The organism is Jiangella ureilytica, from assembly GCF_004348545.1.
GTDB lineage: Bacteria > Actinomycetota > Actinomycetes > Jiangellales > Jiangellaceae > Jiangella > Jiangella ureilytica.
This window is the reverse complement of record NZ_SMKL01000112.1, coordinates 1-12,461: the sequence shown is the minus strand read 5'-3', so window position 1 is coordinate 12,461 and position 12,461 is coordinate 1. Positions and strand designations below refer to the sequence as shown.

Sequence of the window (12,461 nt, the reverse complement as noted above, 5' to 3'; positions counted from 1 at the left end):
GGAGAGGTCAGATCGCGGTGAAGGTGATGGTGGCCTCGTAGGTGCCGGGGACGAGCGTGGTGGGTGCTTCGATGAGCAGGCCGGCGCCGAGGCGGCTGGTGCCGGTGCCGTCGCCGGCGGGTGCGCTGGCGAGGGGGTTGCTGATGGACAGGCCGTCGCCGGTGGCCAGGCCGGGTGTGACTGCGGCGCCGGGGGTGACGCCGCCGTCGTCGGGCTGCTCGGTGACGAGCGGGGTCCAGCCCAGGTGCTTGCCGTCGAGGATGTCACCGCCGTTGGTGAAGTCGCCGACCTGGCCGGAGACCACCCAGCCGGGTGCGGTGGCGCGGGTGTCGGTGACGGTCACCGGACGCAGGTCGCCGGTGGAGGTCCATCGGTCGGCGGCGGTGCCGAGCTCGAAGTCGCTCATCGTGACGACGTCGTCCTCGGGGTCGACGCTGACCACCAGGGCGCCCTCGTCCTCGGGCAGGGTCGCGACGATCCGCTGCGACGGCCCGCCCTCGACGTTGAGTGTGACCGGCGCCGACTCCACGTACGGAGTGCCGTCGGCGAACGTCAGCCGGGCCGTCATGGTCGCGCCGTGGAGATCGGCGGTCGCGGCCGTGCGGAACTGTGCAGTGTGGGCGCCGTCGATCAGGGTGGGCTCGGACTCGCCGGCGCGCTGGACGTACCACTCCCAGCGGTCGAGGACGGAGCCCGGCTCCACCGACGCCGTGAGGGTGATCTCGTCGCCGGCGGCGTAGCCGTCGGCGACTCCGCCGATGGTGACCCGCTGGTGCGGCGGCGCGCCGTGGTCGTCGACGTGGATGGTGACCGGCTCGGCGACCAGCGGGTCGCCGCCCGAGGCGGCAGTGAGCGTCGCGCGCACCTCCACGCCGTCGAGCGCCTGTTCCGCGACGACCTGGTGCGACAGGCCGGTCGCACCAGGCACCGCGGTCCAGTTGCCACCGGGCCAGCGCCACTCCCAGGCCACGGTGTCGCCGTCGGCGAGCGGCGGGTCGGCGGCCAGCTGGAGGTTGATCGGGCTGCCCTGGTGGTAGTGGTCGCCGAGGCTGTTGAAGAAGAGCAGCGGGGTCGACGGGTCGGCGTCGGACACGTTGATCGGGACGGCGGCCTGTCCGGCGTTGGCCGTGTGTCCCTCGCGGTAGTCCCACCAGGCCACCAGCGTGAGGGTGTGGTCGTCCTCGGCCAGCGTCATCGGCAGTTCGAGCGCGAGGTTGGCCGGGTCGGTGCCGGCGTCGAAGGTCTGCGCCTCGAACGTCGCGTTGTCGCGGAGAATCCAGCTGTAGCGCAACCCGTCCTTCACCGGATGGACGGTGCCGGAGACTCGCAGAGTCTGTCCGACGCGGTAGACGCCCTGCACGCCTTCGAGCAGCACCTCCCGGCGGCCGTACTCGACGGCGACCGGCTCGGACTGGGCGACGGCGATGCCGTCGCGGACTACCTGGATCGCCCATTCGCCGTCGAAGGGGCTGAGCGGTTCGCTGCTGATGGTCCGGCCGTCGATGGTGGTGAACAGCGCCGGGGTCCATCGGCCAGTGGTCCGCGCGACGAGGGCGACGGTCTCGCCCGTGTCGAGCTGGCGGCCGGTGATCGCGCCCGTGATGGGATCACCGAGGTATGCAGGCGACGGACCGGTGAACTCGACTCCGAGCGGTTCGACGAGATCGGTGACCGCGATCGGGGTCCAGGCGGTCTGGTGCAGGACCGTCGTACCGGAGCGCAGCCGCACGCTGAGCTCGTAGTCGTCGAGCCCGGCGTCGACGACCTGTTCGAGGTGGCCGGTCGCGGCGTCGGCACCGGTGCCGCTGATCGCCGAGCCCGCGCCCGTCGATCCGATCGGCCGCACTCGCCACTGGAAGCTCTGCCCGGTGTCAAGTGTCACGCCGGCCACCCGAGCGTCCAGGAGGTCACCCGGCCGATACGAGGCGGCGACCCCGGTGATCGCGAACTCGGCCGCGCGCGCCGGCGAGCCGGCGAGCAGCAAGCCGGCCAGGAGCGTGACGAGGCCGGTGAGGGCGGCCAGGCGACGACGGTGTGGAGTCTCGGTGATCATGCGAGTCCCATCTGCGAGCGGCGGAAAGGTCGATGCGGTCATGACGATGCGGACGCTGCCGGGGCGGCCGCGGTGGTGTCCGTCGATGGCCGCCGGGCGGCACGACGGCGCCGTCGCCGTCGCCGTCGCCAGATGAGGGCGGCGACCAGGGTGGCGAGCACGGCGAGGGCGATCCACGGCACGACCCACAGCTGAGTGGCGTAGGTGCCGGGCGACGGGGCCGGGTCGAGAATCTGGGTTCCGGAGGTTTCCGGCTGGATCTCGATGTCGACGTCCAGCGGGCCGAGTTGCCATACGCCACTGACAGCCGCTGAACCGGTGATCGAGTCGCCGGGCAGCAGTTCTGGCAGCAGGTCTCCGGTCCAGGTGCGCTCACCGAGCCCGAACGGCCCGGCGACCCGGACCGAGGGCCGGCCGGCGAGCCGCAGGTTGCCGTCGTTGCGGATGGTGTAGTCGACTCGCACGGTGCCGGGCTGGCCGAGAGGGAGGCCGTCGAAGGCGACGTGGACGTCGTCGACGGTGAGTTGCGGTTGGAGGGTGCCGGTCACGCGCAGGTAGATGCGTGCTCCCACGCGGCGGTCGACGGCGACCTGCCCGCCTGTGCCGCCGGTGGCCTGGGTGGTGAGGCCGGCGACGATCCCGCCGGCGTGGTCGCCGGGCGTGGCGTTCGCCGGGACGGTGATGCGGAACGGCACGTCGACGCGGGAGCGGGCCGGGATGGTGACGGTCGGCTCGCCGAGGTCGACCCACGAGCCGACGTCGACCGGCGCGTCGGCGGCGGGCAGCAGGTCGAAGCCGCCCTGGGTGTTGCGCACGGCGTCGCTGGCGTAGAGGTCGAGGGTGAGCGGCTGCTCGGTGTAGTTGCTGACGGCGACGACGTCGCTGATCGTCGTCCCCGGGTCGAGGGTGTACTCGAACGCGGCACGGTCGCCGGGTCCGTCGGGTCCGGACGGCACGATGCCCCACGTCACGGGTGCCGAGTCCGGTGCCGGCGTCGAGGCGGTGGCCGCCGTCGGCACCGCCATGGCGGCGGCGGTCACAGCGAGGGCCGCGAGGCGGCCGAAGGGTCTCACGGGCAGGACTCCGATGCGTGGTCGGCAGGGGCCGGCGCGACCGGCCCTGGGCGGGGCCGGTCGCGCCGGGTCAGGGGTGCGACGGGGAGAGGTCAGATCGCGGTGAAGGTGATGGTGGCCTCGTAGGTGCCGGGGACGAGCGTGGTGGGTGCTTCGATGAGCAGGCCGGCGCCGAGGCGGCTGGTGCCGGTGCCGTCGCCGGCGGGTGCGCTGGCGAGGGGGTTGCTGATGGACAGGCCGTCGCCGGTGGCCAGGCCGGGTGTGACTGCGGCGCCGGGGGTGACGCCGCCGTCGTCGGGCTGCTCGGTGACGAGCGGGGTCCAGCCCAGGTGCTTGCCGTCGAGGATGTCACCGCCGTTGGTGAAGTCGCCGACCTGGCCGGAGACCACCCAGCCGGGTGCGGTGGCGCGGGTGTCGGTGACGGTCACCGGACGCAGGTCGCCGGTGGAGGTCCATCGGTCGGCGGCGGTGCCGAGCTCGAAGTCGCTCATCGTGACGACGTCGTCCTCGGGGTCGACGCTGACCACCAGGGCGCCCTCGTCCTCGGGCAGGGTCGCGACGATCCGCTGCGATGCATCGCCGGGCTCCGGCCCACCGCCTCCATCGACGTTCAGGGTGACCGGCGCGGACTCCGCGACCACGGCGTGGTCGGCGTCGTAGAGCCGGGCGATGACCTGTACGCCGTCGTGGTCGGCGGTGGCGGTGAAGCTGTACTGACCGGCGCCCGCGTCGGGAACGACGACCCATTCGGTACCCCCCGGCGCCCTGGTGAACCAGTGGTAGTGGTCCAGCGCGGTCGGCGGGTCCTGCACGGCGGTGAGCGTCACCGCGTCGCCGGGTGCGTAGGAGTCGGCCAGTCCGGAGATGCTCAGCGTGGTCGACGGCACGGGGTCGGCGTCGCCGACCTGGAACGTGTACGTGGCCGGCGCGCTGGTGACCGAACCGCCCGCGGCGAGGGTGCCGCTCGCGCGGACGGTCAGCGTGTACTGGCCCTCGGCGGTGAAGGCCCAGTTCGCGTGCGCGTGCACGTTGACGTTCGGCGAGATGGTGCCTGGCAGCTGGTAGCCGCCGCCCAGCACCGAGATCGACTGTCCGAACGACCCGGTCTGCCACAGGAACACATCGCCGGGTCCCTGGACGTCGGTGATCTCGATCCGCAGTGGATTGGTGAACACTCCGCCGGGGATCCGCTCGGTGCTCCAGCCCGGCCAGACCAGCTCCGGGTCCTGGGTCTGCGGCAGGTAGTAGACCGTGTCGCCGGCCTGGCCGAGGAAGGACAGGCCGGATGGCACCGGATCGGGCAACACCAGCGCCGCCTCGGGCTTGACCTGCAGCAGCACGTCCTCGGGCGCATGCAGAACGTGATGCCCGGTGACGTCCTCCTGCAAGTTGACCGCCAGAGTGTCGTCTTGCCAGGTCAGCGTGAAGGCGTCGATGTGGCCGGAGTCGAGCACCAGCTCGAACTCACCGGCCGCCGCGGTCGCCGTGGCGCTTGCCGCCAGCAGCACACCCGCGACGACGGGGACGGCCATCGATTTGGCGCCCCCCGAGAGCAGGGTTCTCATCGTGATCCTTTCCAGTGGACTGCGGTGGACAGGATCCTAATGAGAACCGTTACTATTCACAACAGTCTGGTCGTTTCTCCGCACGTCACCACGTCTCTCCCAGTGGAAGCGAGTCCGATGACAGGTCTGACCCCACGTCGCCATGCCCGCGGGCGGACACGCGCCGCGGTGGCGTTCGTCGCCGCGATCGGCGCCGCCGCGGCGCTGCTGCCAGCCGAGGCGGCGACGGCCGCTCCCGGCCCGGCACCCGAGAGCAGCACTCGCGCGGTGCTGACCGGCACCCACGTCGACGTCCTCTCAGTGGGCGCCGCCGCCGGGCAGCTGACCCTGCACACGAAGGCCGACCTCGCGCGGCCAGGTACCCGCTTCTATCCGGACGACGTCATCGTCAACGTCGAGGACGCCGCACACGCGGTCGTGCCCGACGAGCCCGGCTACGCCTTCCTCGGCGATCCCGGAACCGACGCGTGGATCGCGCCGGAAACCCGCCGCGAAGGCGTCGTCTGGCCGGGCTTCGACACCGGGGGGCTGCCCGCCGACGCCGTCGACGGCGGCACCGTCGACATCGCGCTGACCTCGGCGGCCGGCCCCGGCCGGGTGGAGATCTGGACCGAGTCCGGGTCCGGACCGGAGCGGATCTTCTCCAGTGCGCCGGGCAGCGGCCTGAGCAACGTGCTTGCCTTCCCGGCCGGCACGCACCGCCACGCGAACTGGGGCTTCACCGCGCCCGGCCGGTACCTGCTGACGTTCGAGGTCCGGGCGGCGATCGACGGCGTGCCCCGGGCCGCCTCGGCCACTGTCCGGTTCCACGTCGGGCCGGTGCCGCCCGCCGTCGCGACGACCACCACGCTGACCGCCGAGCCGGCCGAGGTCACCGCGGGCCAGCCTGTCACGCTCACCGCCGCCGTCGCGCCGGCCGACGCGACCGGCGCTGTCGAGTTCCGGGCCGGTGACGTCGTGCTCGGCCACGCCGAGGTCGCCGACGGCGCGGCCACCCTCGAGGCCGCCGCCATCCCGCTCGGCCGGCAGCCGGTGACGGCCAACTACGTGCCGACCTGGACCGATGAGTTCGGACCGTCCGCCGCTGGGCCGGTGACGGTGAACGTCCGCCAGCCCGGCGCCGTGGACGACTTCGAGATCATCGGCCTGCGGGAGAGCTATGCGGCCGGCGACACCCTGCGGCTGAGCGTCGCGGGGTACGTCCTCGGCCCGAACCAGAGCGTCCGATGGCTCGCCACGTCGCCGGATCCGCAGCAGGAGCCGGTCACCCTCGCCGACGTCACCCGGCCGGACCCGCTGAGCCTGGAGCGCGTCGTCACCACCGCCTACGAGGGCTGGCAGTTGCGGGCGCAGATCCGCACCGGGTCGGCCATCGACGCGACGACGGCGCCGATCCGGCTCAGCGTCGGCGGCACCGACGCGGGCACCGGCGAGCCGATCACGGTCGCGCCGATCGACGCCAACTACTACTGGGGCGTCGCCGTCCCGCTGGTGGCGACGCACCGGCCGCTGGCCGAAGGCGAGACCCTGCGCTGGGTCGAGCGCACCGCCGTCGGCGCCGTCGCCTGGCAGGACACCCACCCGACGTACGGCCCGGTCGGCACCGGCCCATGGTCGGTCGTCTCCAACTTCATGCAGTACAAGGAATTCGCCCTGCAACTGCGGGCCGCCGACGGAACCGTGCTGGGCCAGTCCGCACCGTTGCGGTACGGGCTCAGCATGCGGTCGATCGAGCTCGACGGACTGCGAGACCTCTATCGGGTGGGCGAGCGGGCGAGCCTGAGCGCGTCCGTGTCTCCCGACCTCGGCGACGGCCTGGAGTACATCTGGGAGCTGTGGCGCGGCGGCGCCGACCGCCTGCTGCTCGACGGCGGTGCCGCACTGCCCGCCGTCGACTTCGAGGTCACCGAGGCGATGCTCGATCGCACCTTGTACGTGCGGGTCTATTCCCAGGCCACCGATCAGCTGGTCGGTTACGTGACCATGCCGTTCAACGTGACGACCGCCGCCGAGGGCGACCAGGTGCTCACCATGGCGGCGATCGACGGGCACTACCACACTGGCACGCCGGTCACGATGGAACTCACAGCGGACCCCGCGCCGGCCTCCTCGGACGTCGCCCGGTTCTGGTGGAGGCGCAGCGACTGGCCTGAGTTCCGCCGGATCCCAGGCACCGTCGGGCTGTCCCACTCGGTCATCGCCGAGCAGGCGCTCCACGGCACGCAGATCAAGGCCGATCTGGTGAACTCCGACGGCGAGGTGCTCGCCACGACCACGACGCAGACCATCCACGTCGACGACCACGGCGCGCCGCCGCCCCAGGGCGTCGTCATCGAGGGCGTTGCATCGTCCTACGCCGTCGGCGACACAGCGATCCTCACCGCACGGGTCTCGCCGTCGTCGGTGCTGACTCGGTTCGTGTGGCGCGTCCAGCGATCGGGCGACCCCGAACCCGTCGTGGTGGACGGCGGGGGCCCGCGCCTGGAGCTGCCGGTGACCGCCGACTTCGACGGTGCCGCGGTGACCGCGCAGCTCACCTTCGATGACGGCCGCGTGTACGTGACGTCGCTCCCTGCCACACTGAACGTCGACGGCGCCGGCCCCGGCACGACACTGACCATCAGCGGGCTGTCCGACGGGTACGCCGTCGGCGACGTCGTCACGCTGGCGGCGGTGCAGGACCCGCCGGGCGGCTCGGACGCGTACCGGTGGTTCACCCGCCGGCCGGGCGGGGACTGGACGGCTGTGCCCGGCGTCAGCGGCGCCGGGTACAGCTTCACCGCCGCCGCTGACCACGACGGCCTGCAGGTGCTGGTGCGCCTGTACGACGGTGACGTCGTCGTGGCCGAGTCCGCCTCGGTGACGCTGGCCGTGGAGGACAGCGGCGAGGAGCCGGAGCCCGGAACGGCGTCGCAGCGCATCGTCGCCACGCTGCCGGAGGGGCATGGCGCCCTGGTGGTCAGCGTCGACCCGGACGACGACGTGGTCACGATGAGCGACTTCGCGCTCGGCCCCGCCGGTGATCGCTGGTCGTCGGCGGGGGAGCTGCGGCCGGTGACGGTCACCGACACGCGGCCGAGCGCACCGGGCTGGGTGGTCTCCGGCCAGGCCGGTGACTTCGCCGCCGGCGCCGAGGTGCTCGCCGGGGAGCACCTGGGCTGGACGCCACTGGTCGCCGAGCAGCCCGGCGGCGGCGCCGTCCGTCCGGGCGATCCGGTGGTGCCCGGCCTGGACACGGGCGCCGGTCTGTCGGTGAGCAGCCCGCTCGCCGTGGCGGAGTCCAGCACCGGGTTCGGCACCAGCCGGCTGGGCGCCCGCCTGCGGATCGAGGCGCCGACGACACTGGCACCCGGCACCTACCAGACGACGATCACGTTCACCGCGATCTGACACTGGGTGGACGGGCGGGCGGCCGCGTTCTGGCCGCCCGCCCCTTCAGCGGGACTCTCCGGCAGCGAGAGCCGAACTCACGTCATTGGTATTAGGAATCGTTACGATGAGTGTGATCCTTGGTCGACCGTCGACGCCGAGGAGGTAGTCCCATGCCGCGCACCAGGATCTCGCGGCGCGCCAGTCGGCAACGCGATGCCGTCACCCAGCTGCTCGGCGAACTGGGTGAGTTCCACAGCGCACAGCAGATCCACGCGTTGCTCGGGGACCGCGGCGTCCGGATGGGCCTGTCCACCACCTACCGGATCCTGCAGCGCCTCACTGAGGGCGGCGACGTCAGTGTGGTGTATGGGCGGGGCCACGAGGCGATGTACCGCTGGTGCGGCCCGGAGAGTCATTGTCACTTGGTGTGCCGCGTGTGCCTCCATACGGTCGAAGTGCCCGAGTCGACACTGGTCGCGCACGCGGTGGACCTGGCACGGCAGTACGACTTCCTGGAAATCGAGTCGACCATCGAGGTCCTCGGCATCTGCCGCGACTGCGCCGTCCAGCAGGACTGATCAGCGTCTGATCATGGCGACCAGGCTCGCGCGCGAAGGAGCCGCAGGCCGTTGAGGGCGACGATGACGGTGGAGCCCTCGTGGCCGGCGACCGCGAGTGGCAGCGGCAGGGTGTGGATGAGGTCCCAGGTGACGAGGACGGTGATGAACGTCGCGGCGATGGTGAGGTTGGCGACCACGAGCCGCCGGGCGCGGCGCGAGAGCCCGACGAGGTGCGGGATGGCGGCCAGTTCGTCGCGGACGACGATGGCGTCGGCGGTGTCGAGTGCGAGGTCGGAGCCGTGGCGTCCCATGGCGATGCCGACGGTGGCGTGCGCGAGCGCCGGCGCGTCGTTGACGCCGTCGCCGACGAGCAGGACGCGCTGACCGGACGCCTCGAGGTCGGCGACGATGTGGGTCTTGTGCTCGGGCAGGAGCGCGGCGTGGACGGTGTCGATGCCGGTCTGGGCGGCGACGTGCCGGGCGGCGGGCTCGTTGTCGCCGGTGAGCAGGTGGGTCTGCTGACCGGTGGCCGCGGCCAGGGCCCGGACGGTGGTGGCGGCGTCGGGACGGATGCGGTCCACCAGCGTGATGGTGCCGACGCGCTGATGGTCGTGGCGGACCGTGACCACGGTCCCGACGGAATCCGAGGGTGCGTCGCCCCGTTCGATGGTGACGATGTGGTCGTCGACCCGGCCGGTGACGCCGCGGCCGGGCATCGCGACGACGTCGGTCGCATCGGGGATGGTCAGGTTCCGTTCGGTGGCGGCGTGGACGATGGCGCGGCCGAGTGGGTGCTCGCTGAACAGTTCGACCGCGGCGGCCAGTGCGAGCACATCGTCGGCCGGGAAGACCTCGACGACCTCCGGCGCACCTTCTGTGAGAGTGCCGGTCTTGTCGAAGGCGACCATGGTGGTGCGGCCGAGGTCCTCGACGACCGTCGCCGACTTGACGAGCACGCCGTGACGTCCGGCGTTGGCGATGGTGGCCAGCAGCGGCGGCATGGTCGACAGCACCACGGCGCAGGGTGAGGCCACGATCATGAACGTGATCGCTCGCAAGAGCGCGTCCTCGAAGCTGTCGCCGAGTGCCAGGTAGGGAACGGCGAAGACGAGCAGGGTGGCGACCACGACACCGAGCGAGTACCGCTGCTCGACCTTCTCGATGAACAGCTGCTGGCGGGCCTTGGTGGCCGAGGCCTGTTCGACCATGCTGACGATGCGGGCGATGACCGACTCCGACGCGGGCCTGCCGACCCGGATGCGGAGCATGCCGGTGCCGTTGACGGTGCCGGACAGCACGTCGTCGCCGGGCCGCCGGAGGTTAGGACGGACTCGCCGGTGACGGCCTGCTGGTCGACCTCGCTGACGCCGTCGACGACCACGCCGTCGGCGCCGATCCGCTCGCCGGGACGGACCAGGATGACGTCGCCCGGTTCGAGTTCGCTGGCCGCGACCGTGCGGGTGCTGCCGCCGGCGTCGACCAGCGTGGCCTGTTCGGGGGCGAGGTTCAGCAGCGAGCTGACGGAGTCGGCGGTGCGCTGCGTGACGATGGCCTCCAGCGCGCCTGATGTGGCGAAGATGACGATCAGCAGCGCGCCGTCGAGCACCTGCCCGATCGAGGCGGCCGCGATCGCGGCGACGATCATGAGCAGGTCGACGTCGAGGGTCTTCTCTCTCAGAGCTCGCAGGCCGGCGAGCGCCGGCTCCCACCCGCCTGCGGCGTAGCAGGCCAGGTAGAGGCTCCACCAGAGCGCCGACGGCGCCCCCGCCAGCTGGGCGGCGAACCCGGCGAGGAACAGCGCCAACGCCACGGCCGCCCAGCGCACCTCCGGCAGGCGGGCGCCGGTGACCAGGATCGACGGCGGCCTGGCCAGCGTCCGCCCCGCGCCCCGGACCGGAGCGCGGTCGAGAGTGCCGGTCACCGCGGACCGTCGATGCCGGCGCGGTGGTGCGCAGGCTCGGTGTCGAGCGAGTGCTCGGCCTGGTAGACCGCGTCGGCCACCAGTCGCCGGGCATGCTCGCTGGCCAGGCTGTAGAACATGCGCGTCCCCTCTTGGCGCACCTTCACGATCCGGCCCCAGCGCAGCTTCGCCAGATGCTGCGACACCGCCGTCGGCGACTTGCCCACGATCTCGGCCAGCCGGTTCACGGGCAGCTCGCCGTCGCGCAGCGCCAGGATGATGCGGACCCGGGTCGCGTCGGCGAGCAGGCTGAACACCTCCACCGCCAGATCGACGTACTGGCTCTCGACGCCGAATGTGCATCCCTGCGAATCTTCACGCATGCGAAGATAATAACGCTTCGATCGGCCGTTGCGTACGCGGCATCGAGCGTAGGGTGAGACGGGTAGGTGACCTCCGGGGAGGACGTCATGACGACAGCCACGCACGAGCTTCACACCGAGCACACCCATCAGCATGGGCCCGGGTGCGGGCACGTGGCCGTTCCGCACCGCGATCACGTCGACTACGTCCACGACGGCCACCTCCACGTGCCGCACGAGAACCACGCCGACGAGTGCGCCGCCGATGCGCACGCCACGCACGAGGGCCACGCGCACGAGCACGGGGACGGGTGCGGGCACGTCGCCGTCCCGCACGACGACCACGTCGACTTCGTGCACGACGGCCATCGCCACGCCCAGCACGCGGGCCACTGGGACGACCACTGAGCTCACCGGCGTGACCGCGGCGCGGCCGGCTGTCGCGCCTACCGGTGCGCCGTGGTGACGACGTATTCCGCGGGGTACGTCGATCGGTCCGTCCGGTTCGGCCAGGCCGGCGAGGTGGTGACGGAACGGCCTCACGCATCGCGCGTCCCTGCTCGCCGGCGGCGGTCGCGGCGTCCGGCCAGACGGCTGTCGTCGCCGAGCGATCACAGCTTCTGGGCCAGGGTCGGCGCCGGCACCCAGCACCCGCTGGACAGATCCCGGGCATGACACCCCGGAGGGGTCAGGCGATTCAGGAGTCACAACGAGCACCGAGCGACCGGCGCCAACCCTGCCAGCCAGCCCCCAGGCCAGCCGCCACGAGAACGTACAGGCGGTTCACACACGCCGCCCGCCGCGCTCACGTCGGCCACGCCCGGCCGGCAACGTAACCGGCGCAGGCGACGCCGACCAGCAGCACGGTGACGGTCATGAGGGCGAGCGATCGGCCGCCCACGGCGAGCGCACCCGACCTCGTGAGTCCGAGGTGGACGCGGCGGTACCGGCCGGCTACCGACACATAGGCGACGGCGTTGAGCGCCAGCCCGGCCAGCCCCGCGATCACAGCCGCCGGACCCACGGTCTCGGCCAGGAGGCGCACCGCCACCGCCGTCGCCACCGCCAACGCCAGGCAGGTCCGCCGCCAGGCCAGCAGCGTCCGTTCCGGCTGCAGCCCCGGATCGAACGGCTCGTTCACACCAGCACGAACCCGATGAAGATCAGCGCGACCGCCACCACGACACCCGCCACGAGCACCAGCCCCATCGTCGGCCCGGGCAGGGCGCGCTTCTCGCGTAGCGAGCGTTCCGTGTTCATCCAGCCGATCCGCCCCTGCAGCGCGGCCAGCAGGCCCAGCAGCACGAACACGCCCGCCGCCGCGACCCGGAAGCCCGGCTGGACGGGCACTTCCAGCGCCTCGAGCGCCACTCCCGCGGCGAACAACGCCAACGCCGTGCGCACCCAGGCCAGGAAGGTCCGTTCATTGGCCAGGCTGAACCGCGGATCCGGCTCATCACCGCGCCGGTACACCGAGCCGGGGAAACGAGACGAGCTCATGGCAGGTCCGCGGCGCAGCGGAAGCCGATGTTGCCGGTCGAGCTGTCCGGGGTGTTGCTGGTGCGGGCGGCCACAC

Annotated in this window: 9 protein-coding genes and 2 pseudogenes; 3 read left to right on the top strand and 8 right to left on the bottom strand. The window is 72.2% G+C overall.

Annotation, left to right across the window (positions count from 1 at the left end):
- Nucleotides 1-7: 7 nt before the first annotated feature.
- The 3 genes from E1212_RS27845 to E1212_RS27835 form a co-directional block, all read right to left on the bottom strand.
- Nucleotides 8-2,053, bottom strand: coding sequence for a WxL domain-containing protein (locus tag E1212_RS27845; protein ID WP_131988600.1), 2,046 nt, complete (start codon nt 2,051-2,053; stop codon nt 8-10).
- A 38-nt stretch (nt 2,054-2,091) separates the two neighbouring features.
- The gene (locus E1212_RS27840) at nt 2,092-3,126 is read right to left on the bottom strand and encodes a WxL protein peptidoglycan domain-containing protein (protein ID WP_131988598.1); all 1,035 of its coding nucleotides are present in this window, start codon (nt 3,124-3,126) and stop codon (nt 2,092-2,094) included.
- 92 nt (nt 3,127-3,218) lie between these two features.
- Nucleotides 3,219-4,691: a choice-of-anchor M domain-containing protein gene (locus tag E1212_RS27835; protein WP_131988596.1), complete on the bottom strand. Its 1,473-nt coding sequence runs from the start codon at nt 4,689-4,691 to the stop codon at nt 3,219-3,221.
- A 168-nt stretch (nt 4,692-4,859) separates the two neighbouring features.
- Between E1212_RS27835 and E1212_RS27830 the strand changes: the two genes are divergently transcribed.
- Together E1212_RS27830 and E1212_RS27825 are read left to right on the top strand one after the other, a co-directional pair.
- Entirely contained in the window at nt 4,860-8,081 is a 3,222-nt protein-coding gene (locus tag E1212_RS27830; RefSeq protein WP_131988594.1) for a choice-of-anchor M domain-containing protein, read from the top strand.
- 152 nt (nt 8,082-8,233) lie between these two features.
- The gene (locus tag E1212_RS27825) at nt 8,234-8,641 is read left to right on the top strand and encodes a Fur family transcriptional regulator (RefSeq protein ID WP_131988592.1); all 408 of its coding nucleotides are present in this window, start codon (nt 8,234-8,236) and stop codon (nt 8,639-8,641) included.
- A gap of 11 nt (nt 8,642-8,652) precedes the next feature.
- Here the strand turns inward: E1212_RS27825 and E1212_RS27820 are convergent.
- Together E1212_RS27820 and E1212_RS27815 are read right to left on the bottom strand one after the other, a co-directional pair.
- A pseudogene (locus E1212_RS27820) lies at nt 8,653-10,544 on the bottom strand (heavy metal translocating P-type ATPase).
- The gene (locus E1212_RS27815; RefSeq protein WP_131988590.1) at nt 10,541-10,906 is read right to left on the bottom strand and encodes an ArsR/SmtB family transcription factor; all 366 of its coding nucleotides are present in this window, start codon (nt 10,904-10,906) and stop codon (nt 10,541-10,543) included. Before E1212_RS27815 ends, E1212_RS27820 begins: the two are co-directional and overlap by 4 nt.
- 87 nt (nt 10,907-10,993) lie before the next feature.
- Between E1212_RS27815 and E1212_RS27810 the strand changes: the two genes are divergently transcribed.
- Nucleotides 10,994-11,293: a hypothetical protein gene (locus E1212_RS27810; RefSeq protein WP_131988588.1), complete on the top strand. Its 300-nt coding sequence runs from the start codon at nt 10,994-10,996 to the stop codon at nt 11,291-11,293.
- Nucleotides 11,294-11,690: 397 nt separating this feature from the next.
- On the opposite strand, the gene E1212_RS27805 is transcribed toward E1212_RS27810, so the two are convergent.
- From E1212_RS27805 to E1212_RS31285, 3 genes and pseudogenes are all read right to left on the bottom strand, one after another.
- Nucleotides 11,691-12,026 (bottom strand): DUF202 domain-containing protein, encoded by a 336-nt coding sequence (locus tag E1212_RS27805; RefSeq protein ID WP_131988586.1) that lies wholly within the window; start codon nt 12,024-12,026, stop codon nt 11,691-11,693.
- Nucleotides 12,023-12,385 (bottom strand): YidH family protein, encoded by a 363-nt coding sequence (locus E1212_RS27800; RefSeq protein ID WP_131988584.1) that lies wholly within the window; start codon nt 12,383-12,385, stop codon nt 12,023-12,025. The genes E1212_RS27805 and E1212_RS27800 overlap by 4 nt, the downstream gene beginning before the upstream one ends.
- A pseudogene (locus tag E1212_RS31285) lies at nt 12,382-12,461 on the bottom strand (SUMF1/EgtB/PvdO family nonheme iron enzyme); the annotation flags it as partial. The gene E1212_RS27800 and the pseudogene E1212_RS31285, both read right to left, overlap by 4 nt.